Source organism: Motiliproteus coralliicola (genome assembly GCF_003345655.1).
Taxonomy (GTDB): domain Bacteria; phylum Pseudomonadota; class Gammaproteobacteria; order Pseudomonadales; family Balneatricaceae; genus Motiliproteus; species Motiliproteus coralliicola.
This window is the reverse complement of the sequence record NZ_QQOH01000003.1, coordinates 534,671-555,941: the sequence shown is the minus strand read 5'-3', so window position 1 is coordinate 555,941 and position 21,271 is coordinate 534,671. Positions and strand designations below refer to the sequence as shown.

Annotated in this window: 19 protein-coding genes; 12 read left to right on the top strand and 7 right to left on the bottom strand. The window is 58.7% G+C overall.

Annotated features, from left to right (window positions below; translation table 11 throughout):
- The first annotated feature begins 124 nt into the window (after positions 1-124).
- The 3 genes from DV711_RS13420 to djlA are packed head-to-tail and all read left to right on the top strand — an operon-like array spanning position 125 to position 2,794.
- A complete protein-coding gene (locus DV711_RS13420; RefSeq protein WP_243633819.1) occupies positions 125-1,213 on the top strand; it encodes an aminoglycoside phosphotransferase family protein in 1,089 nt (362 codons plus the stop codon).
- A gap of 42 nt (positions 1,214-1,255) precedes the next feature.
- The gene (gene murU / locus DV711_RS13415) at positions 1,256-1,963 is read left to right on the top strand and encodes an N-acetylmuramate alpha-1-phosphate uridylyltransferase MurU (protein ID WP_114696209.1); all 708 of its coding nucleotides are present in this window, start codon (positions 1,256-1,258) and stop codon (positions 1,961-1,963) included.
- A gap of 3 nt (positions 1,964-1,966) precedes the next feature.
- Positions 1,967-2,794: a co-chaperone DjlA gene (gene djlA, locus DV711_RS13410; RefSeq protein WP_114696208.1), complete on the top strand. Its 828-nt coding sequence runs from the start codon at positions 1,967-1,969 to the stop codon at positions 2,792-2,794.
- Between the two features lie 40 nt (positions 2,795-2,834).
- Here djlA and DV711_RS13405 read toward each other — a convergent pair whose 3' ends face one another.
- A complete protein-coding gene (locus DV711_RS13405; protein WP_114696207.1) occupies positions 2,835-3,896 on the bottom strand; it encodes a DUF3530 family protein in 1,062 nt (353 codons plus the stop codon).
- 218 nt (positions 3,897-4,114) lie between these two features.
- On the opposite strand from DV711_RS13405, the gene rpe reads away from it, so the two are divergent.
- The 5 genes from rpe to DV711_RS13380 all read left to right on the top strand — a co-directional run bounded on the left by rpe (position 4,115) and on the right by DV711_RS13380 (position 8,889).
- A complete protein-coding gene (gene rpe, locus DV711_RS13400) occupies positions 4,115-4,783 on the top strand; it encodes a ribulose-phosphate 3-epimerase (protein WP_114696206.1) in 669 nt (222 codons plus the stop codon).
- Positions 4,783-5,481 (top strand): phosphoglycolate phosphatase, encoded by a 699-nt coding sequence (locus DV711_RS13395; protein ID WP_114696205.1) that lies wholly within the window; start codon positions 4,783-4,785, stop codon positions 5,479-5,481. Before rpe ends, DV711_RS13395 begins: the two co-directional genes overlap by 1 nt.
- 189 nt (positions 5,482-5,670) lie before the next feature.
- A complete protein-coding gene (trpE, locus tag DV711_RS13390) occupies positions 5,671-7,152 on the top strand; it encodes an anthranilate synthase component I (RefSeq protein WP_114696204.1) in 1,482 nt (493 codons plus the stop codon).
- Between the two features lie 177 nt (positions 7,153-7,329).
- Positions 7,330-8,169 carry an ion transporter gene (locus DV711_RS13385; protein ID WP_114696203.1) on the top strand — a complete coding sequence of 280 codons (840 nt, stop codon included), beginning with the start codon at positions 7,330-7,332 and terminating at the stop codon, positions 8,167-8,169.
- 3 nt (positions 8,170-8,172) lie between these two features.
- The gene (locus tag DV711_RS13380) at positions 8,173-8,889 is read left to right on the top strand and encodes a tRNA/rRNA methyltransferase (protein WP_114696202.1); all 717 of its coding nucleotides are present in this window, start codon (positions 8,173-8,175) and stop codon (positions 8,887-8,889) included.
- Positions 8,890-8,914: 25 nt separating this feature from the next.
- Here DV711_RS13380 and DV711_RS13375 read toward each other — a convergent pair whose 3' ends face one another.
- From DV711_RS13375 to ppnP, 3 genes are read right to left on the bottom strand one after another with little or no spacing between them, the layout of a single operon-like run.
- Entirely contained in the window at positions 8,915-9,238 is a 324-nt protein-coding gene (locus DV711_RS13375) for a DUF3301 domain-containing protein (protein WP_114696201.1), read from the bottom strand.
- 22 nt (positions 9,239-9,260) lie between these two features.
- A complete protein-coding gene (locus DV711_RS13370) occupies positions 9,261-9,791 on the bottom strand; it encodes a DUF2058 domain-containing protein (protein WP_114696200.1) in 531 nt (176 codons plus the stop codon).
- Positions 9,792-9,842: 51 nt separating this feature from the next.
- Positions 9,843-10,157, bottom strand: coding sequence for a pyrimidine/purine nucleoside phosphorylase (gene ppnP / locus DV711_RS13365; protein WP_114696199.1), 315 nt, complete (start codon positions 10,155-10,157; stop codon positions 9,843-9,845).
- 259 nt (positions 10,158-10,416) lie between these two features.
- Here ppnP and DV711_RS13360 point away from each other — a divergent pair, with 259 nt between their 5' ends.
- From DV711_RS13360 to DV711_RS13345, 4 genes are all read left to right on the top strand, one after another.
- Entirely contained in the window at positions 10,417-11,775 is a 1,359-nt protein-coding gene (locus tag DV711_RS13360; RefSeq protein WP_114696198.1) for a sensor histidine kinase, read from the top strand.
- Positions 11,772-12,779, top strand: coding sequence for an NADH-quinone oxidoreductase subunit B family protein (locus DV711_RS13355; RefSeq protein WP_114696197.1), 1,008 nt, complete (start codon positions 11,772-11,774; stop codon positions 12,777-12,779). Before DV711_RS13360 ends, DV711_RS13355 begins: the two co-directional genes overlap by 4 nt.
- 32 nt (positions 12,780-12,811) lie before the next feature.
- Positions 12,812-14,257, top strand: a complete 1,446-nt coding sequence (locus DV711_RS13350) for a nickel-dependent hydrogenase large subunit (protein ID WP_114696196.1) — start codon at positions 12,812-12,814, stop codon at positions 14,255-14,257.
- A 121-nt stretch (positions 14,258-14,378) separates the two neighbouring features.
- Complete coding sequence (locus DV711_RS13345; protein WP_114696195.1) at positions 14,379-15,398, top strand: metal-dependent hydrolase; 1,020 nt, start codon at positions 14,379-14,381, stop codon at positions 15,396-15,398.
- A gap of 200 nt (positions 15,399-15,598) precedes the next feature.
- Here DV711_RS13345 and fusA read toward each other — a convergent pair whose 3' ends face one another.
- The 3 genes from fusA to DV711_RS13330 form a co-directional block, all read right to left on the bottom strand.
- Positions 15,599-17,686: an elongation factor G gene (fusA, locus tag DV711_RS13340; protein WP_114696194.1), complete on the bottom strand. Its 2,088-nt coding sequence runs from the start codon at positions 17,684-17,686 to the stop codon at positions 15,599-15,601.
- 540 nt (positions 17,687-18,226) lie between these two features.
- On the bottom strand, positions 18,227-19,090 hold the full coding sequence (locus DV711_RS13335; protein WP_114696193.1) for a universal stress protein: 864 nt from the start codon (positions 19,088-19,090) through the stop codon (positions 18,227-18,229).
- A 48-nt stretch (positions 19,091-19,138) separates the two neighbouring features.
- A complete protein-coding gene (locus DV711_RS13330; protein WP_114696192.1) occupies positions 19,139-21,154 on the bottom strand; it encodes a tripartite tricarboxylate transporter permease in 2,016 nt (671 codons plus the stop codon).
- Between the last annotated feature and the right edge of the window lie 117 nt (positions 21,155-21,271).

Genomic DNA, 21,271 nt, shown 5'->3' with positions numbered 1-21,271 from the left:
TTTCTTGTAAGATTCGACTCACTCTGAGCCGTCGGTGAGCAGAACAGCATGGCCTAACCGCTGTACAGGTTCCGCATCGCAGGCAGCATCATAATGCATCCATACCATTGGTGGAATCTTTAGTTTGAATGAGAAACAGTTGGATCAGCGTCTGCAGCAGTTGAGGGCCTGGATCCCGTCGGCTTTTGAACAGCTTGGCATTGACTTGGCGGCAGACTGGCAGCTGCAGAGCGTCTCCGGTGATGCCAGTTTTCGGCGTTACTTTCGTGTTCGTAGCCATAACCTGAGTTGGATTGCCGTGGATGCGCCGCCTCAACAAGAGGACAGCGCCCCCTTCGTTGCGATAGCTCGAGCCTGGGAGGCGCTGGAGATCCATGCCCCCCAGGTACACCTTGCCGACCTGAAACAGGGCTTTATGCTGCTGTCCGATCTGGGTGACACCCTTTATCTGGATCAACTCAATTCTGACAGTGCCGACCTGCTGTATCGTCAAGCGCAGGTCACCCTGACCCATATCCAGCAGTGCCGCTCGATTCTCGGTGAGCCTTTCCCTCCTTACGATCGGGCCTTGCTAAAGCGAGAGATGGGGCTGTTTTCGGACTGGTTCCTGGAGCAATTGCTGGGGTTGAAACTGACCCGCTACGAGCAGCGCTTGCTGGAACAGCTTCACGAGCAGTTGATCGTTTCGGCCCTGGAACAACCGCAGGTCTGCGTGCATCGGGATTACCACAGTCGTAACCTGATGGTGATCGATGCACCGGCACCGGGCGTGATCGATTTCCAGGATGCGGTATGGGGCCCGATCACCTACGATCTGGTTTCATTGCTGCGAGACTGCTATGTCGACTGGCCTGAAGAGCAGGTGCGTGGATGGGCGCTGGCATATGCCGAACTGGCTACAGAGGCCGGCATCATGGGGGCGGTCTCAGAACAACGCTTTCTGGGCTGGTTCGATCGGATGGGAATGCAGCGCCACCTCAAAGCGATCGGAATCTTTGCGCGTCTGAAGCTGCGTGACGGTAAACCCGGCTATCTGGCCGATATTCCTCGAACGCTCGACTACCTGCGCAAAGCGGCGGTCCAGCATGACGAGTTGGCCGAATTTGGCAGCTGGCTGGATCAGCGGGTGGTGCCGGCCATGGGGCTGACTGGTCTGTTCGACATGGAACGGCTGCAACAGCCGCTCGCCTCGAGTGCTTCCAATGGGACTTAGCGTGGGCGTTGCGGTAGTACTAGCTTCGCAGGAGGGTTGCTGATGCGTGCCATGATTCTGGCCGCGGGGCTGGGCACTCGGATGCGACCGTTGACCAACGATTGCCCCAAGCCCTTGCTGCCGGTGGCCGGCAAGCCGATGATCGAATATCAGATCGAGCGTTTGGCTGACATCGGTGTCGAGCAGCTGGTGATCAATGTCAGCTATCGTGCCGAGCAGATCGAACAGGCGCTGGGGGACGGGGGGCGTTGGGGGTTATGCATTCACTACTCCCACGAACCCGAAGCACTGGAAACCGCCGGTGGCATTATCCAGGCGCTGGAGTGGTTGGATGATGGCGAAGACGGCCCTTTTTTGCTGCTCAATGGCGATGTCTGGTGTGATCTACCGCTGGACCGGTTGCCGAAACAGTTTGACGGCAAGGGGCTGCTGCTGCTGGTGGATAATCCGGAGCACAATCCGAACGGGGATTTCGTTGTCCAGCAGGGACGAGTGGTTGAGCCGACTGACAGCTCCTGGTCTCGACTGACCTTTGCCGGGATCAGTCGACTACGACCGAGCCTGTTCGAGGGCTTGGTGCCGGGTAAGCGGGCGCTGGGGCCGCTGTTGCACCAGGCGGCCGCTGAAGGGAATCTGGCAGCTCAGTATTACCCCGGTTATTGGCTCGACGTCGGCACGCCGGAGCGACTACAGCGGCTGGATCATCGGTTGCGCACGACAACAGATAAACAGGATGGAACAGGGGAGTAGCGCATGAGCGCGGAACAGTGGGGCGAGCGGATTTACAACAACCGCACCGGTATTGTGGTCGGAGGCCTGGTCGGAGTGTTCAGCGGCGGCCTGTTCGGGTTGGTGTTCGGCGCCTTTATCGGCTACAGCATCCAGCGGATGTTGACCGGGGTTCAGATCGGCGCGTTGAGTCCTCAGCAGGCGTTCTTCGAAGCCACTTTCACGGTCATGGGCAAAATTGCCAAGGCCGACGGGCGGGTTACTGAGCAGGAAATTCAATTTGCCCGGGATGTGATGGGGCGAATGAACCTTAGCGAAGCCAAACGCCAGGAAGCGATTGAGCACTTTACCCGCGGTAAACAGGAAGGTTTCGATATCGTCGACACCATGCGGCCATTGGCGAGGCTGATCCGGCGCCGTAGCCAGGTGAAGCAGATGTTCGTCGAGATTCAGCTGCAGGCGGCGTTCGCCGATGGTCAGGTCAGTCAACCCGAGCTGCAGGTGCTGCAGCAGGTCTGCTCTATGCTGGAGATCAGCTATCAGGAGCTGGAGCTGATCCTGCGCCGCTGCCAGGCCGAGCAGGCGTTTGCCGGTGGTTACCAGGCTCACCAACAGCAGGGCCCCGGTGCCGCGGAGCTGCTAAAGCAGGCTTATGGGGTGCTCGGGGTCGAACCGGAGGTTAGCGATGCGGAGCTGAAAAAGGCCTATCGACGACTGATGAGCCAGCACCACCCCGACAAGCTGATCGCCCGGGGGATGCCCGAGGAGATGCAGCAGTTGGCAAAAGAGAAGACCCAGGAGATTCAGGCGGCCTACGAACGGATTCGTCAGGCACGTAAGAATGGCCAGTGAACGGCTTCCCGTGTTGACCCGTAAGATCCAGAGCACGGATTTAGCTACCGGGCATGCGCTGCTTGGTTGTCTGCTCCATCGACTCGTCGGCCTGTTGGGTCGCTTTGGCCTGATTGGCCAGTACCACTAGCTTGGGCAACTGGCCCCGCATCAACCCCAGCAGGCGACGATCGAGTTGGCTCCAGTCTCCGGGTTTGGCCGGCAGGCGGATGCTGCGGTAGTTGGCCACCGCATGGCGTTTGGCGCTGTCGCGGCGTTGCTTGGCCGCCATCAGCGAAGCCTGTTGATCCAACCCGCTGTAGTAGAGATCCAGCGTCGGTCGCTGCAGCTTTTCCACCAATTCACTCAGATTTGGTTCGGTTGGGGTAACCGGTTCCATCGCTTCCAGCATCACTGGAATTAATGGCTGCTGCTGTTGCTGGTCGACGCTGTAGCGTAACGCCCAATAGGCGCCGCTTCCCTGTCCCACAATCAGGATGACTTCGGGTTGCTGTTGCAGCAGTTGGTTCAACCCGGCTTCGATTCGGGCGCTGATCTGCTCGTAATGATCGGCCAGCTGGTCTTTATTGGCATCGGTCGGGTCAGACTCAGTTCCGTTTTCCTGAGAGGCTTGGGTCTGCTCTCCATTGTCGTCGCTATCTGGGACGGCGTTGAGTACGACATCGTCGATTCGCGGCGGAATATATTCGGGTTCGTCGGGCAGCGCCAGCGACAGGGTATGCCAGCCCTGGTCGGGCAAGCCACGGCGTAACGTGGTGATTGCGCCGGGCCAGTCGGCACTGGTGCGATCGTGGTGCAGCAGCAGTACCGCGCCCAATGCGACCGGCCTGTTGGCCGGTTTGTATAGACCAAGAAAGGATTCGTGGGCGGTCTCCAGCCACAGGGTTTCGGTATCCGGCAGCTGGCTGTTGGCCAGCGCGCTGAGCCGTTCCTGCTCCAAGTCGGGAAGAATTCGCGGATCGCTACCGGTATCGGCCATGGGTGCGCCGTCATTTGATGCGTCCCCTCCAGGGGCCGGATCCTCGGCCTGGGCAACCCAGGTCATGCTGAGAAACAGGGTCGAGATCGTACAGATCAGTAAGCTTTTCAGGGGGTTGGTCATATAGGCAAGGCCACAGGGTTATCGGGACGATTATAGGCAGGGCCGAGGGTAAATTTGAAGTGGTCGGTGTTTGCTCTGTGCTGAGGGGAGCTGACGCTCATCGATAGGGCTTTTTCAATCCTGCTCCGGTAGAATACTGCGCTTTAATCGGTAGCTGAGGCTCTGGCCCGACTGGAGTGAGTGCTGCCGCCGTGAGATGAGCCCAATTGAGACCGACCATGACCGATTATCTGATAGCCCCGTCGATCCTGTCTGCCGACTTCGCCCGTCTGGGAGAGGAGGTGGAGAATGTCCTGAGCGCCGGTGCGGATGTGGTGCACTTCGATGTGATGGATAACCACTATGTGCCCAACCTGACCATCGGGCCGATGGTCTGCAAAGCGCTACGTGATTACGGCATCAAAGCTCCGATCGACGTACACCTGATGGTCAAGCCGGTGGATCGAATGATTGGCGATTTTATCGACGCCGGTGCCAGCATCATTACCTTCCACCCGGAGGCCAGCGAACATATCGATCGCAGCCTGCAGCTGATCCGCGATGGCGGTTGCCAGGCCGGTCTGGTGTTCAACCCCGCCACCCCGTTGCACTACCTCGACCATGTGATGGATAAGCTGGATCTGATCCTGCTGATGTCGGTCAACCCAGGCTTTGGCGGTCAGAAGTTTATCCCCACCACGCTGGAAAAACTGCGTCAGACTCGGGCGATGATCGAGGCCAGTGGCCGGGATATCCGTCTCGAAGTCGATGGCGGTGTCGGTATCGGTAATATCGCCGAGATCGCCGCGGCGGGTGCGGATATGTTTGTCGCCGGATCTGCGATCTTCAACACCGAGGACTACGCCGCCACGATTCAGGCGATGCGTGACCAACTGGCGACGGTCTGATGACGAATTCGGCTTCTCTGCAGGATAGTCTGTCTCCGCTACAGGGCAAAGACCTGGTCCTGTTCGATCTGGACGGTACCCTGGTCGACAGCGTGCCAAGTCTGGCGTTGGCGATGGACCGGATGCTACAACAGCTGGGGCGCCCGCCCGCCGGCGAAGAGCGGGCTCGGCAGTGGGTCGGTAACGGCGCCGCCATGCTGGTGGCGCGTGCCCTGAGCGGCGATCGTGAAGTCGATCCGGAATTGGATCCGAGTTTGAAAGATGAAGCCCTGGAGCTGTTCCTTCAGGCCTATGGCGACTGTGCCGATGAGCAGGCGACCCTGTACCCGGGGGTTCAGGAGTGTCTGCAAGGCCTGCAACAGCGTGGTTTGAAACTGGCTTTGGTCACCAACAAGCCAGCCCGCTTTATCGAGCCGCTACTGCAGACCCTGGGACTGGAGGAGTGTTTTGAGCTGCTGCTGGGTGGTGATTCGCTGAGCACCAAGAAGCCGGATCCGCAGCCGTTGCACCACTGCATAGATCGGCTGGGGAGTCGTCCGGAAGCCACCCTTATGGTGGGCGATTCGGCCACAGATGTGCAGGCAGCCCGTAATGCCGGGGTCGCGGTGGCCGCGGTCAGTTATGGCTACAGCTACCCGCTACCGGTCAGTGCCGCCGAGCCTGACTGGTTGGTTGATTGTCTGACCGAGCTGCTGTAGTTTTCTGCTGCTAAGAAGTGACTTTTAACAGGAATCCATTTTGAGTTTTTTCAGTTCTGCAATTGATTCGGTATTGATCCGCCTAGGCGAACGTTGGCGATGGTGAAACTCGCCTAACGCTGTAACGCCTACCGCCTTCGACTTGTGTCCGTCGGCTGCTGTCCGAATACCTAAATTGTTGGAACGAAAATGACTCCCGAACGCTTTGACGAACTGGCCCGCCAGGGCTACAACCGTATCCCGCTCAGCCGTGAAGTGCTGGCGGATTTGGATACTCCGCTCAGTACCTACCTGAAACTGGCCCATGGCCCCTACAGCTATTTGCTCGAATCGGTGCAGGGCGGCGAAAAGTGGGGCCGCTACTCGATTATCGGTTTGCCCTGCCGCACGGTACTGAAGGTATCGGGCAAGCAGGTGCGTATCGAGACCGACGGTGAGCTGGTCGAAAGTCACGAGCTGGATGACCCGCTGGCGTTTGTCGAACAGTTTCAGGCTCGCTATAAGGTGCCGGAGCTGGACAACCTACCGCGCTTCAATGGCGGTCTGGTCGGTTACTTTGGTTACGACACCATCCGCTATATCGAGCCCCGCCTGAAGAATGTGCCGCCGGACCAACTGGGTACCCCGGATATTCTGTTGATGGTGTCCGATGAGGTGGTGGTGTTCGACAACCTTAGCGGTCGGTTGATGCTGATCTGCCACGCCGATCCGTCCGAGCCGGATGCTTACCAGAAAACCCTGGATAAGCTGGATGCGGAAGTGGCGCGGCTGCGTGAAGCGATGCCGGCGGATGAGACACCGAGTCCGCGCCTGCAGGTGGCCGAAAGCGACTTCAAACCCGGCTTCGCCGAGGACGACTTCAAAGCCTCGGTCGAGCGGATCAAGGAATATATCCTCGCCGGCGACGTGATGCAGACGGTCATCGCCCAGCGGATGTCGATCCCGTTCGAGGCTCGACCGGTGGATCTGTACCGCGCCCTGCGTAGTCTCAACCCGTCACCCTATATGTACCTGCTCAATCTGGGCGATTTTGATGTGGTCGGTTCGTCACCGGAAATTCTGGCGCGGCTGGAAGATGGTGAAGTGACGGTCCGACCGATCGCCGGAACCCGTAAGCGGGGTAAGACCGAGGAGCAGGACCTGGCGATGGAGGCCGAGTTGCTGGCCGATCCGAAGGAGATCGCCGAGCACCTGATGCTGATCGACCTGGGTCGTAACGATGTGGGCCGGGTGGCCGAGATCGGCTCGGTGGAGCTGACCGACAAGATGGTGGTGGAGCGCTACTCCCACGTAATGCATATCGTCTCCAACGTGACCGGTAAGCTGAAGCCGGGACTGGGGCCGATCGATGTCCTGCGGGCGGCCCATCCGGCCGGAACCCTGTCCGGTGCGCCTAAGATTCGGGCGATGGAGATTATCGACGAGCTCGAGCCGACCAAGCGCGGCGTCTACGGTGGCGCGGTGGGCTACCTGTCCTGGAGCGGTAACATGGATACCGCGATCGCGATCCGAACCGCGGTGATCAAGGATAACCAGCTCCATATCCAGGCCGGTGCCGGGGTCGTGGCCGACTCCCAGCCCGAGCTGGAGTGGAAAGAGACCCTGAACAAGGGGCGGGCGGTATTCCGCGCCGTGTCGATGGCCAGCCGGGGGCTGGACCATATCGACTGAGGGCGGCTTCTGCTTGAAAATCAACGCCGGCTTCGTGCCGGCGTTGTTGTATGGACACCGACGAAAAAACCTCGGCTTAGCGGATGTGTCCATTTCAACCATCACGACAACCTGATATATAGCTGCCCAGATTGTTTTTTTGTCCGGCTAACCTGTAATTCAACTTAATTTAAGACCATGACCGATACCGCCAAACTACAACAGCAATTTATTCGACTGCGCAGCAACAAGGTGTTTGAGCTAACCGTGGTGTTCGTGATCATCAGCTCGGCGCTGTTGGTCGGTGCCAAGACCTACGAGCTACCCGAGGGGGTGGCACTATTGCTGGGCTGGATGGATCATCTAATCACCGCATTTTTCGTGGTCGAACTGACGATCCGCTTCCTGGCCGAAGAGAACAAAAAACGTTTCTTCCATAACCCCTGGAATCTGTTCGATACCCTGATCGTTACCGTCAGCTTGGTGCCGATCAACAATAGCGATATGGCCTTGGTGGCTCGCCTGGTGCGGGTGTTCCGGGTGCTGCGGATGGTGTCGGTGATCCCGGAACTGCGACTGCTGATCAATGCGCTGATCAAAGCGATGCCGCAGCTGGGCTATGTGCTGCTGCTGATGTTTATCATCTTCTACATCTACGCTGCGGTCGGCAGCACCGTATTCGGTCACATCAACCCGAATCTATGGGGCGATATTTCGATCTCGATGCTGACCCTGTTCCGGGTCATGACATTCGAGGACTGGACCGACGTGATGTACGAAACCATGGCGGTCTACCCGCTGAGTTGGGGCTTCTACCTCAGCTTTATCTTCTTCACCGCCTTTGCGTTCCTGAACATGGTGATCGGTATCGTCGTCAATGTGATGGATGACGAGCACGAGAAGATCCGCAAGCAGAAGGCCGAGGCCAATCACGAGCCGACCATCGCCGACCTGCAGCAGCAGATCGCCGAGCTCAAGGAGCTGTTGGTAGAACAGCAACGAAAGCCTGAAGTTGGGCCCGATGAGCAGCGGAGCTGACCGATGCAGCTGATCTTCGTGCTGTTCGAGCCGCAGGTGCCGGAGAATGTCGGCGCGGCGGCACGGGCGCTCAATACCATGGGATTTGATCAACTGCGGGTGGTCGGCAGCGATGCCCACCTGCAACCGGCGGCCAGTTGGGTCGCCCATGGCTCGGACGCGGTGCTGGAGCAGGTAACCCACTTTGACGATCTCGATTCGGCGCTGGCCGATTGTGATCTAGTGGTCGGTACCACCGCCAAACACCGGGCCGGTTATCGCGACGTTTACGAACCGGAGCAGCTGCGTAAACTGATCAGCAGCAAGCGTGACAGTCTGACCCGGGTGGCGCTGCTGTTCGGGCGCGAAGACCGTGGTTTATCCAATGACGAGCTGGAGCGCTGCGATCTGCTCAGCTCGATACCGCTGGCCAACCCCTATCCGTCGCTGAACTTGGGTCAGGCGGTGATGCTGTTCGCCTATTCACTGACCGAAGTGACGTCGAGCGAACGGCATCTGAAACCCAGCGCCAACCAAGAAGGGCAGTTGCGAGCCTTGCGTCAGCGTACAGCGGCGTTGGTCGATGCGGTGGGGTATTCGGAAGACTCGAAACTGCAGCGCTGGATGCAGGAACGCCTGGGGCAGCTCAACAGCGAAGATATCCGTTTTCTTCACAGCCTTTGTGCGGCGCTGGAACAGCGCTTGGAGTCTGATGGTAGGGGTGAGGGGACGTCAGGCTGAAAAAGCCAGGTTGTCAGGGGCTGATTTAATCAGGCATCCGGTGGGTATCCAGAGTGATCCGGCGGATCCGGCGGCCGACCATCTCCACCGTGCCGGGGTAGCGTTCATCGCCGGTGGAGGAGAATTCGAACCGGTAGTGCCGCTTCAGGCAGAGCCGTCCGTCATCGCCCCGTCCCGGTTTGATGCCGCTGAGGACCAGGCTTTCATCCAGTAGCTGCACATCCTGACTGTCGCAGTATTTGCGCACTGCGCGCAGAGCGGCATCTTTCAGGCCGCGGCCATGCCACCAGCTGTAGCCGAGTAGGGCGATCAGAAACCACCAGAGTAGATCGGTCAGCGTCAGGTACATGGTCGCAGTAGTTCCGGCCGGGTTACCACATCAGATCATCAGGAATCTTGTAGTCGGCGTAGGGATCATCCTCATCCTCGACCTCATCCTTCTTCTCGTGCAGCACCACCACGATTGAGGCATCGCGCTGGGCGATCCGTTCGGCCACCTTGGCCGGCACCAGCTTGTAGCTTTCATCCAGGCGGACTATCGCCAGTTGGCCGCGACTGAGCTGTCCGGTTAGCAGGTCGTCCAGATAGATCCGCTTGATCTTGCTGCCGTCGGTAAAGTTGTAGGCCTGATCGCCGTCTTCGCAACGTACCTCGTTGGTTTCGATCAACTGCTTGATCTGTGCCACGATCGCTTTCTGCTCCGCTTCGAGCTGGCGTTGGCGGTTCAGCTCGCGGTCCTTGGCGGCTTTCTCTTCCCGAGCCTGTTGGGCCAGACGCTTGGCCTCATCGGCGTCGGTCTTTTTACCCTGCTGCTTCTGTCGGTGCTTCTGTTTGCTGACCTGCTGGGCCTTCTTCTTGTCGACCAGTCCGGCCTTGAGCAGTTGGTCTTTCAATGAACTCATCGGGGTTGCCTGTCAGTCCTGTCTATAGAAATGGGCTTAATCGAGAATGGCTCAATCAAGATAGGAGCAGCAGTAATCGGTTACCTGCTTCACCTTGATCTGGAACGAGCTGTTGGCCGGCACATCAAAGGACTCGCCGCCAACCACGGTGCGCCAGTCGCTGGAGCCCGGCAGCAGGACTTCCACTTCACCGGCGGTGATCTCCATCAGCTCGGCCTGCTCGGTACCAAATTCGAACTCACCCGGCATCATGATGCCGAGGGTCTTCTTGCTGCCGTCGGCGAACAGAACGGCGCGGCTGGTGACCTTACCGTCAAAGTAGATATTGGCCTGCTTGAGGATGCTGACATTATCGAACTGGGACATGGTGATTCCTATGCAGATAAAAATAAGGGCACCATGATAACGGCTCCGGGCGGTAGCGTCAGCCGCGTTTGATCCGCGACGCACGATTACACTTGATCGCGATCATTTCGCTCTCGCCCCGGCCGGTGAGAGACTGCGATGATCAGAATTGGGTCTGTCATTCGACGCTGTTGTCGCCAACGGCTTGGCGCTAGACTCAATTTAACCAACCTTCACTGGATGGAGCATCGGGCTCCATCGAATCAAACGGGTACTGTGCATGTCGGCCGAGCCTTCCGACAATCTGGGACTGGATCCGCAGGAGATGACCGAAGCCGCCTGGGTGGAGGTGATCCAGCAGATGGAGCAGGTCTACTCTAACCTGATCAGCTATCAGGTCGAGCTGGAGCAGAAAAATCGCGAGCTAGAGGAAGCCAATCAGCTGATCTCCAGTGTCCAGCGGGCGATGACCGAAGTGCTGATGGTGACCGATCTGTCCGGCAAGCTGATCCAGCATAACGAGCCGTTGGAGCAGATGACCGGTCGAGACCGGATCGAGCTGGCCCAGCGCGATATTGCCAGCCTGTTTTCCGCCGATGATCATCAGGTGCTGGCGCTGGTCAAACAGCACAAAGAGTTCAGCCAGCGTGAAGTCACCCTGCTGGGTCAGCAAGAGAATCTGCCGTTGATCGTCACCGGTAACCCGTTGCTGGACAGTAACCGCCAGGTTCAGGGCATGGTGCTGGTCGGGCGCGAAGTCAGCGAGCTGCGGCGGGCCTATGAGGATCTGGCGAAAAGCCTGGAAGAGCTGAAGCTGACTCAACAGCAGCTGGTCAATTCTGAGAAGATGGCTTCGCTCGGTCGTCTGGTGGCCGGTGTGGCTCACGAGCTCAACAACCCGATCAGCTTTGTCTACGGCAACACCCATGTGCTGTCGGAGTACTGCAAACGCTTCTCCGCCTTCTTTGAGTTGCTGGACCAGGCACCGTTGCCGGATTCGCTGCTGGACGCCAAACAGCGACTGAAGATCGACAAGACCTTGCGCGATCTGCCGTCACTGCTCGAAGGCACCACCGAAGGGGTCGAGCGGGTACGCGATATTGTTATGGACCTGCGTCAGTTCTCCTCCGGCCAGCAACAGGAGTTCCGACCCTTTGATCTGGTTCGAATCATCAACACCACGCTGCGCTGGGTAACCAAGGAGCATCCGATTGAGCTGCACTGCCGGCTGCCCGATGCGTTGGAGTTGGTTGGGCATCCGGGCCGAATCCACCAGGTGATGATGAATCTGGTGCAGAACTCCCTCGATGTGATCGAGGGTTTGGAACAACCGCAGTTGTGGATCGATCTCGACAGCGATGGCGAGAATGCCCGTGTGGTGGTTCGCGATAACGGGCCGGGTATCGATGAGTCGATCCTGCCGCAGGTATTTGAACCCTTCGTCACCACCAAGGAGACCGGCAAGGGCACCGGGCTCGGGTTGTCGCTCAGCTACAGCTTCGTGCGTAACCACGGCGGTGAACTGAGCGCTGCCAATCATCCTGATGGCGGTGCCGAGTTCACCCTGATCCTGCCGCTGCAGGGATTTGAAGGCTGTCGGATCGACTCGGCTCCGACCGGCGTGGAGGCATCTTCATGAATCAGCCCCGAACCAATCTGCTTTGGCTGCAGTCAGGCGGCTGTGGTGGCTGTACCATGTCGCTGTTGGGGGCCGAACAGCCAACATTGTTCGAGGCCCTGGACGCATTCGGCATCGAGCTGCTCTGGCACGCGTCGCTGTCCGGCGGGCAGGGGCCGGGGCTGGCCGAGTTGATCGAGCAGATCGAAGCCGGTGAATTGAAACTGGATCTGCTCTGTATCGAGGGAGCGGTGATGACCGGACCCGGCGGTACGGGTCTGTTCCATGTGCTGGCTGGTACCGATACCCCGATGATGGCGGTGATAGAGCGGCTGGCGAAGCGGGCCGGTCATGTGATCGCGGTGGGCAGCTGTTCGGCCTTCGGCGGCATCAACCGCAGCAACAACAATCCGGCCGAAGCGATCGGGTTGCAGTATATCGGCGAGCAGCCCGGTGGCTTGCTCGGTAGCGACTACCGCAGCGATATGGCGCTGCCGGTGGTCAATGTCTCCGGCTGTCCTGCCCATCCGGATTGGATCCTGCAAAGCTTGCAGGCGTTGAGTCAGGGGATGCTGGATCAGACCGAACTGGACGAATACCAGCGGCCTCGCTTCTACACCGAGCATCTGGCCCACCATGGTTGCCCTCGCAACGAGTTTTACGAGTACAAAGCCAGCGCCGAGCAGCCCTGCCAATCCGGCTGCCTGATGGAAAATCTGGGATGTCAGGCCACCCAGGCCCATGCCGATTGCAACATTCGGCTCTGGAATGGTGGCGGTTCCTGCCCGAAGGCCGGTTACGCCTGTATCAACTGCACCGCGCCGGAGTTTGAAGAGCCAGGCCATCCGTTCGGTGAAACGCCGAAACTGGCCGGGGTGCCGGTGGGGCTGCCGACCGATATGCCCAAGGCCTGGTTTATCGCGTTGTCGTCGTTGTCCAAGGCGGCGACGCCGAAACGGTTGAAGGTCAACGCCACCAGCGAGACGGTCAAGATCGTCCCCAATATCTATAAGAAAAGGAGATAGAGCCTGCGGCTTGTTCACAGGTTCTGGTTAAGATGAGCAGACGTATTACGCTGGGTCCGGTCAATCGGGTCGAAGGCGAGCTGGAGGTCCAGCTGGAGCTGCAGCAGGGTAAGATCGAAGCGGCCTATATCAAGTCGACCCTATACCGGGGCTTTGAGAACCTGCTGACCGGTAAGGATCCGTTGGATGCGCTGGCGATTACACCGCGGGTCTGCGGCATCTGTTCGGTGTCCCAGTCGGTGGCTTCGGCGCGAGCGATCGCCGACCTGGCCGGTGCCAGCATGCCTGCCAATGGCGAGCGGGTCACCAATATTATCCTGGCCACCGAAGTGGTGGCCGACCTGTTGACCCACTTCTATCTGTTCTTCCTGCCTGACTTTGCCAGCCCGGCTTACCGGGGGCGTCCCTGGTACGACGAGGCGGCGCGGCGTTTCACCGCAGTTAAGGGTGAGCGCTACGGCGGACTGCTCAAGGCCCGTGCCGAACTACTGCATATCATGGGCGTACTGGCCGGCAAGTGGCCCCACAGTATGGTGTTCCAACCCGGCGGGGTGACCAACAATGTCAGCCTTAGCGAGCAGCTGAAGCTACAGGGGATTCTGAGCGGCTTTCGCAACTATCTGGAAGCGGTGCTGTTCGGCGATCGGCTCGAGACGATTGCCGGCTTGGATTCGGTCGAGTTGCTGCAGCAGTGGCGGGAATCCCGATCCGGTTCGGCGGCGGATCTGCCGCTGTGGCTGTCGATCAGTGACGACCTGGCGTTGCACCAAGCCGGTGCCGGCTATAACCGATTCCTGGCATTTCCGGCTTATTCGCTGGCGGGTAATCGAATCTATCCCGGCGGTGTCTGGCTCGATGGTCAGATTCAATCCCTCGATACGGCATCGATCAACGAGCACCTGGGCAGCGCCTGGTTGGAGGGCGATATTCAGCATCCGGCCGAAGGCAGCACCCGGCCGTTGGCCGACAAGGCCGAGGCCTATACCTGGTGCAAGGCGCCGCGCTATCAACAGCTGCCAATGGAGACCGGCTCGCTGGCACGGCAGCTGTTGGCGGGCGATCCGTTGGCCGGATCCTTGATCAACGATGGTGGCAGCCAGGTCCACAGCCGGATTCTGATGCGGCTGATCGAGATGGCCAAGCTGGTGATCCAGATGGAGCGTTGGGTCCGGAAGATCAATCCGAAGGAGCCGTTCTGCCTGCCGGTGGAACTACCATCCCAGGGGCAGGGGGTCGGTCTAACCGAGGCTGCCCGAGGTAGCCTGGGGCACTGGTTGTCGGTCGAGAACGGGGTTATTAGCAACTATCAGCTGATCGCACCCACCAGTTGGAACTTCTCCCCAAGGGATAACAATGCGGTTCCTGGTCCGCTTGAGTTTGCGCTGCAGGGGATCGATTACGAATCGCCTACCGGCCAGCTTCGGATGCAGCATGTAATCCGCTCGTTCGATCCCTGTATGGTCTGTACCGTTCACTGATCCCCGCTAAACTCTCGAAAGGGAACTTTCCCGTTCTGGCAGGTTCCGATTGGAATCAAGAGACAAGGCGCGGGGAGGTTCTCCTCGTCGTCTGATCGGTTTATTACGGAACGGCGTTGTTATGGATTCAGTTACTCAGATCGTACTTGGCTCAGCAGTCGGCTCGGCCGTTATTGGGCGTCAGGTGGGCGCCAAGGCGGTGGTCTGGGGCGCGTTGCTGGGAACCTTGCCGGATCTGGATACATTGATTCCGATGGGCGGCGCGGTAGCCGATTTCGTCTATCACCGTTCGTTCAGCCATTCGTTGTTTGTGCTGGCGGCGCTGACGCCGTTGCTGGTCTGGTTGATCCTCAAGCTGCATCCGCAGACCCGTGAGCATCGATGGCGCTGGGCGGTGGCGGTCTACGCGGTGCTGGCCACCCATGTGCTGCTGGACAGCTTTACCGTCTATGGGACCCAGATTTTCTGGCCGTTGAGCGATTATCCGGTGGCGCTCGGATCGGTGTTTATTATCGATCCCAGCTATACCGCGCCGATGCTGATCGGTGTATTGATCGTGCTGGTGCTCCGGCACAGCAGGGCGGGCTATCGCGCGAATCTGATCGGTATCGGTATCAGCTCGCTGTACCTGGTCTGGGGTCTCGGGGCGCAGGCGTACGTGAAGAATCTGGCAGAAGCGTCGTTGGATAAGCAGTCGTTAACCCATCAGCGGCTAATGGTGACACCGACACCGTTCAACTCGCTGATGTGGCGCGTGATTGCGGTCGATGATGATCATTACCGGATCGGCTACTACTCGCTGCTGGATAAAACCGATTGGTTCGATATGGTGCGTTATCCGCGCTCACCCGAGCTGTTGAAGGGGTTGGAGTCTTACTGGCCGGTACGCAAGCTGCAGTGGTTCAGCAAAGGGTTTTACACCATCGATGCCGAGAACGATGCGGTGGTGATCAGCGATCTGCGAATGGGGTTGGAACCCGACTTTGCGTTCCGCTTTGTGGTCGGCGAGATCGCCAATCCGCATCCGACACCGGTTCCGGATGCGAGGTTGGAGAACCTGCGTAACTGGGACCAATTACCGGCCCTGATGGCTCGGATCTGGGATTCATCGGTACCGTTTGAACCGGGCTTAAGCCGATAGCATCGTCTGTTATCTGTTTCTATTCTCACTCCTTTTGGCGCCAACTTCAGCGAACTGAAGTTGGCGCTTGCTCAACGTTCTAACCTTCTCCAGCACGTCACTATCGACTAGCCGTTGATGCGCAATCGCTGATCTTCAGGCATAAAAAAACCCTGGCGATTGTCTCGCCAGGGTTTTTAAACGTTAAGGCTTAGTTAGCCTTACTTGTTCGCCTTCTTCTCAGCTTCTGCAGCGATAACCGCTTCAGCAACAGAGTTCGGGCAAGCTGCGTAGTGTGAGAACTCCATGGAGAACTGGCCACGACCAGAGGTCATGGTACGCAGGTGACCGATGTAACCGAACATTTCGGACAGCGGTACGTCGGCCTTGATGCGAACACCAGTAACACCGGCTTCTTGACCACCGATCATGCCGCGACGACGGTTCAGGTCACCGATAACGTCACCAACGTGATCTTCCGGAGTGAAGACGTCTACCTTCATGACCGGCTCCAGCAGTTGCGGGCCAGCTTTCGGCATGGACTGACGGAAAGCACCCTTAGCGGCGATTTCGAACGCGACGGCAGAGGAGTCAACAGCGTGGAAGCCACCGTCGAACAGCTCGATCTCAACGTCCAGAACCGGGAAGCCAGCCAGCGGGCCTTCAGCCATCATGCCCTTGAAGCCCTTCTCGATTGCCGGGAAGAATTCCTTCGGTACGTTACCGCCAACAACGGTAGAGGTGAAGGTGAAGTCGGAGTTAGCTTCACCCGGCTTGATGCGGTAGTCGATCTTACCGAACTGACCAGAACCACCAGACTGCTTCTTGTGGGTGTAGCTGTCTTCGATTTCCTGGGTGATGGTTTCGCGGTAGGCAACCTGCGGCTGGCCTACTTCCAGCTCAACGCCGTAGGTACGCTTCAGGATGTCGACCTTGATGTCCAGGTGCAGTTCACCCATACCTTTGAGGATGGTCTCACCGGAATCTTCGTCAGTTTCAACAACGAAGGACGGATCTTCTGCAACCATCTTACCGATAGCGACACCCATCTTCTCGGTGCTGCCCTTGTCTTTCGGGGTAACAGCGATGGAGATAACGGGATCCGGGAAGATCATCGGTTCCAGAGTACAGGGGTTCTTCGGATCACACAGGGTGTGACCGGTCTGTACGTTCTTCATACCAACAACGGCCAGGATGTCACCGGCTTGAGCAGTGCTCAGCTCGGTACGCTCATCGGCGTGCATCTCAACCATACGACCGATACGCTCGGTCTTGCCGGTGTAAGAGTTCAGGATGGTGTCGCCTTTGTTCAGCACACCGGAGTAGATACGGATAAAGGTCAGGGCGCCGAAACGGTCGTCCATGATCTTGAATGCCAGGGCGCGGAAAGGCTCGTCGGTAGAAACTGTAGCCACTTCACCAGTCGGCTCACCGGTCTCTTCGTCGGTCAGCGGCTGAGCGTCAACCTCGGTCGGAGACGGCAGGTAGTCAACAACCGCGTCCAGTACCAGCTGAACACCCTTGTTCTTGAACGCAGAACCACAGTAGGTCGGGAAGAAGTCCAGTGCGATGGTGCCCTTACGGATGCAGCGCTTGATGTCTTCCATGGACGGCTCTTCGCCTTCCATGTAGGCCATCATCAGCTCGTCGTCCTGCTCAACGGCAGTTTCGATCAGCTTCTCGTAGTACTCGTCGACCAGCTCAACCATGTCGGCCGGTACGTCGGTGACTTCGTAGTTTTCGGGCAGACCAGAGTCGTCCCAAACGTAGGCTTTCTTGGTCAGTACGTCGACAACACCGGTGAACTCGTCTTCACGGCCGATCGGCAGAGTCATAACCAGCGGGTTGGCGCCCAGTACGTTTTCAACCTGACCCACAACGCGCAGGAAGTCAGCGCCGATACGGTCCAGCTTGTTAACGAAGATGATACGTGCAACTTCGGATTCGTTAGCGTAACGCCAGTTGGTTTCGGACTGCGGCTCAACACCACCGGAACCACAGAATACGCCCACACCACCGTCGAGTACTTTCAGGGAACGGTAAACTTCTACGGTGAAGTCAACGTGTCCAGGAGTATCGATGATGTTGAAGCGGTGATCGCGCCAGAAACAGGTAGTCGCAGCGGACTGGATGGTAATACCACGCTCAGCTTCCTGCTCCATGAAGTCGGTGGTGGACTCACCGTCGTGAACTTCACCAGTCTTATGGATCTTACCGGTCAGCTTCAGAATACGTTCAGTAGTTGTGGTCTTACCCGCGTCAACGTGGGCGAAGATACCAATATTTCGATAATGGGATAGATCTGCCATGAGTCTGCTTCTTTAAGTCTTGATAAAATCTACAGGTATATGCTGTTTCACGATTCTGTCGAATCACCCTTATGAGGTGTCTTCTCAAATCGGCTGGCCATTGCCTTGGTGCAACTGGCCAACGGTATTACTCCAATGTCGCCGAGCTTGAATACCCTAAAGTGTTCAAGAGCTTCTAAGCAGTACAATTGGACTCACCTAAGAGGAGCTGCGCCGGTGGCGATCATAGGCCCTGAATGGCCTACATCACTCAGCCGCGGCATTGTAGCAGAAAGTCAAGATTGTGCACGGGTTTCGGGCAGGAATTTCCGGTTTTTTACTATGGATCGCGCGTGACTTGGGAATTCAGAAAAAACCGGCGGAAAATCGCTGGTTTTCAGGCAATTGTTCGACGTTATCTGCGATCAACCCATCGACCCTGGGACAACTAAGTAGCAGCGTGCGGCGGGGTCGACGGGTCTGTTGGTTTGATAACCCGTCGGGCGCTTTGATGCGATCTTTCCCGGCGGGTCTATCGGTTGATCTATCGGTGGATAGAGCTCAGTGCATCATCAATACCGGTAGCTGCGCGTTGGCGACCATATGCCGGGTCACGCCACCGAAAATCTGCTCGTGCACCCGCCGGTGGGTAAAGGCGCCCATCACCAACAGATCGGCGCTCAGCTCTCCAGCAAGATCGAGCAGGCCCTCACCAGCGGAACGTCGGCGGCTGTCGAACTGTTTGGGTTCGGCTTGGATACCGTGGCGGGATAGGTAGCCGATCAGTTCATCGGCGCCCGGCTTTTTCTGGGCCGAGTTTTTGCTGGTGGCGATAACCACCGACTCGGCCCGCTGCAGCCAGGGCAACGCATGGGTCACGGCACGGCCGCCTTCGGTGCTGCCGTTCCAGGCGATCAACACTCGTTTCGGGTTGAACCGGGTCTGGGTACGGGGCATCAGCAGCACCGGTTTGCCGCTGCGCATGATCGCCGCCTCAAACGTGGCGGTGGGTTTGCCGCTTCGCGGGCGTGGAATAAGGATCAGATCGGCGACCTTGCCGTTCTCGGCCACCAGTTCGCTGCGCAGACCGTTGACCTCCTGCCAGTGGGTGCTGGCCTGATCGGGACTTGATTCGGCGCTGAGCAGCACCTGCTGTTGGTCGCAAAGCTTAGCGAACTGTTGCTGCAGCTCGTCGGACTCGGACCTGGCGTACTTGTCGGCCAGCTCTTCGAGTTGCTGCACCATCTGGTGCGGCATCCGCATTGCCATCGCATCTTCGGGGATAAACTGGCGCGGGCTGACCTGGGCGTGCAGCACCTCCAGGTGCGCACCGCAGTAGCTCGCCACCGCCAGTGCCCCCTGGATCCGCTCAACGACCTGGCCGCTGGTGTTGATCGGCATCAGTAGGGATTTGGGTTGAATCATCGTGGGATTCCTTTACTTAACAGGTTGAGGGCTTCACAGATCAAGGGCTTAACTCAGACCCAGGGGCCAAGGCAGTTCGACCGAGTCCTGCAGCAGTCCCTGGGGCAGATCCAACACCATCACGTGGGACAGCGTGGTCAGGAACAGCACCGCACAGCCGGTCAGCATCGCGGTCCGCACCATTGAGGCACGGGCCTTGAGCAGCAGGAAGATCACGAAGAACAGGGCGATCGAGATCAGGTAGCCGACCAGGTAGCAACTGACGATCAGCCCCACCAGCCAGTAGATGTAGTGCAGCAGTCCGGTGATGCTCTGATCACCGACATAACCGGCCTCGACCTCGTTGTCGAAATTGACCGGATCGTCGACCCGGTTAGTCGCCAGCTTGAACAGCACATAACCTGACATCAGTAACATCAGCGCACAGAGTCCACCGGTGAACACGCCGCCCAGCATCGACTGCTGCAGCGAGTCATACAGGCCATAACCGAAGGCGACGAATACACCACCAGCAAACAGGGTCTGCGGACGCAGGTCACGGGCTTTGCGAGGCGTCGGTGCACTGTCGTCGTTGCCATCTTGGTCATCCTGCTTGGCGGCTTTGGCGTTCTTGGACGCATGGCGAGCGGCAAAGTAGATCGAGGCCACGGTCATGGCGCCGATAATCAGTACGCCCGGCTTGGTCAGGAAGCCGATGCCGTCAAACTGCAGCGCCTGATAGAGATAGGTCTCCATCCCACCGGCCAGCACAAAGCCGATCAGGAACGCCGGACGGGGCCAGCCGAAGCGCTTCATCAACACACCCAACACACCGATCGCCATCAGCGCTACCAGGTCGCCAAGATCGCGGGTGGCCTGGAATGCGGCGAAGCAGATCACCATGATCATAAAGGGCGCCATCAGCGCATACGGGATAGTGGTCAGACGGGCGACCCACTTGGACATAAACAGGCAGGCACCGGCGCCGATTACATTGGCCAGCGCCAGCGACCAGACGATGGTGTAGGTGATATCCAGATCGGTGCTGACCATCGCCGGACCAGGCTCCAGGCCGATCAGTACCATGCCGCCGAGGAACACCGCCATGCTGCCGGAACCGGGGATACCGAACAGCAGCGTCGGGATCAGGCCGCCACCCTCTTTGGCGTTGTTGGAGGACTCGGGGGCCAGCACACCGCGAACGTCACCCTTGCCGAAGCCGGACTTGTCCTTGGTAGTTTGCACCGCGTGGCCGTAGGCGATCCAGTCGACCACGCTGCCGCCCAAGCCGGGTAGGGCGCCGACGATACAGCCGATCACGGCGCAGCGTAGCGCCAGCCACTTATTCCGGATCAGGTCACGCACGCCATCGAGCCAGCCGCTGCCGAGCTTGGAGGCTTCGGCGATCGGACGGTTCTGGCGCAGCAGGTCGATAATCTCCGGCAACGCGAAGATACCCAGACCCACCACCACCAATGGGATGCCGTCCATCATGTAGTCGTTGTCGAAGCTCATGCGGTATTCACCGGTAGCCGGGGCTCCGCCGATGCTACCCAGCAGTAGGCCCAGACCACAGGCACTCAACCCCTTGACCAGGCTGCTGCCGGCCAGCACGCCGACCATGCTCAGGCCCAGCAGGGTCAGCATAAACAGCTCGGCCGACCCGAACGCCAGAATCACCGGGCGGGCGATCAGTACGAAGGCGGTCAGCACGATGGCGCCGAATAGGCCGCCAAACAGAGATGCTGAGAACGCCGCAGATAGCGCCCTAGCGGCTTGGCCTTTCTTGGCCATCGGGAAACCGTCCAGCACCGTGGCCTGCGAGCCGCTGGAGCCGGGGATGCCCATCAGAACCGAGGTGAAGGTGTCGGAGGTGGGGATCACCGCCACCAGACCGATCAGCATCGCCAGCGCGGAGACCGGATCCATGCCGTAAAGGAAGGGCAGCAATAGAGACAGACCGGCGATACCGCCCAGTCCCGGAAAAATACCGATAGCGAGCCCCAGGAATACGCCGCCGGCCAGATAGATCAGGTGGGTACCGCTGAGGATCGTCTGCAGGGCGGTCAGGAATGCATCAATCATGGTTCCTTTCCTCTTTTAGGTGCGAATGTTATGTGCGCATATTGGGCGCGAAGGAGGAGAGCCGGGCCCCGTGCGGGCCCGGAAGTCGTGGTTAAAACGGAATGGCTGAGGAGGGGG

Bases quoted from the DNA above. Each gene is read 5' to 3' on its own strand.
- murU (WP_114696209.1), top strand. From the start codon at position 1,256: ATGCGTGCCATGATTCTGGCCGCGGGGCTGGGCACTCGGATGCGACCG.
- DV711_RS13345 (WP_114696195.1), top strand. From the start codon at position 14,379: ATGGATTCAGTTACTCAGATCGTACTTGGCTCAGCAGTCGGCTCGGCC.
- DV711_RS13335 (WP_114696193.1), bottom strand. From the start codon at position 19,090: ATGATTCAACCCAAATCCCTACTGATGCCGATCAACACCAGCGGCCAG.
- DV711_RS13395 (WP_114696205.1), top strand. From the start codon at position 4,783: ATGACGAATTCGGCTTCTCTGCAGGATAGTCTGTCTCCGCTACAGGGC.
- rpe (WP_114696206.1), top strand. From the start codon at position 4,115: ATGACCGATTATCTGATAGCCCCGTCGATCCTGTCTGCCGACTTCGCC.
- DV711_RS13385 (WP_114696203.1), top strand. From the start codon at position 7,330: ATGACCGATACCGCCAAACTACAACAGCAATTTATTCGACTGCGCAGC.
- DV711_RS13350 (WP_114696196.1), top strand. From the start codon at position 12,812: ATGAGCAGACGTATTACGCTGGGTCCGGTCAATCGGGTCGAAGGCGAG.
- fusA (WP_114696194.1), bottom strand. From the start codon at position 17,686: ATGGCAGATCTATCCCATTATCGAAATATTGGTATCTTCGCCCACGTT.
- DV711_RS13375 (WP_114696201.1), bottom strand. From the start codon at position 9,238: ATGTACCTGACGCTGACCGATCTACTCTGGTGGTTTCTGATCGCCCTA.
- DV711_RS13380 (WP_114696202.1), top strand. From the start codon at position 8,173: ATGCAGCTGATCTTCGTGCTGTTCGAGCCGCAGGTGCCGGAGAATGTC.
- DV711_RS13370 (WP_114696200.1), bottom strand. From the start codon at position 9,791: ATGAGTTCATTGAAAGACCAACTGCTCAAGGCCGGACTGGTCGACAAG.
- DV711_RS13355 (WP_114696197.1), top strand. From the start codon at position 11,772: ATGAATCAGCCCCGAACCAATCTGCTTTGGCTGCAGTCAGGCGGCTGT.
- trpE (WP_114696204.1), top strand. From the start codon at position 5,671: ATGACTCCCGAACGCTTTGACGAACTGGCCCGCCAGGGCTACAACCGT.
- DV711_RS13360 (WP_114696198.1), top strand. From the start codon at position 10,417: ATGTCGGCCGAGCCTTCCGACAATCTGGGACTGGATCCGCAGGAGATG.
- djlA (WP_114696208.1), top strand. From the start codon at position 1,967: ATGAGCGCGGAACAGTGGGGCGAGCGGATTTACAACAACCGCACCGGT.
- DV711_RS13330 (WP_114696192.1), bottom strand. From the start codon at position 21,154: ATGATTGATGCATTCCTGACCGCCCTGCAGACGATCCTCAGCGGTACC.
- ppnP (WP_114696199.1), bottom strand. From the start codon at position 10,157: ATGTCCCAGTTCGATAATGTCAGCATCCTCAAGCAGGCCAATATCTAC.
- DV711_RS13405 (WP_114696207.1), bottom strand. From the start codon at position 3,896: ATGACCAACCCCCTGAAAAGCTTACTGATCTGTACGATCTCGACCCTG.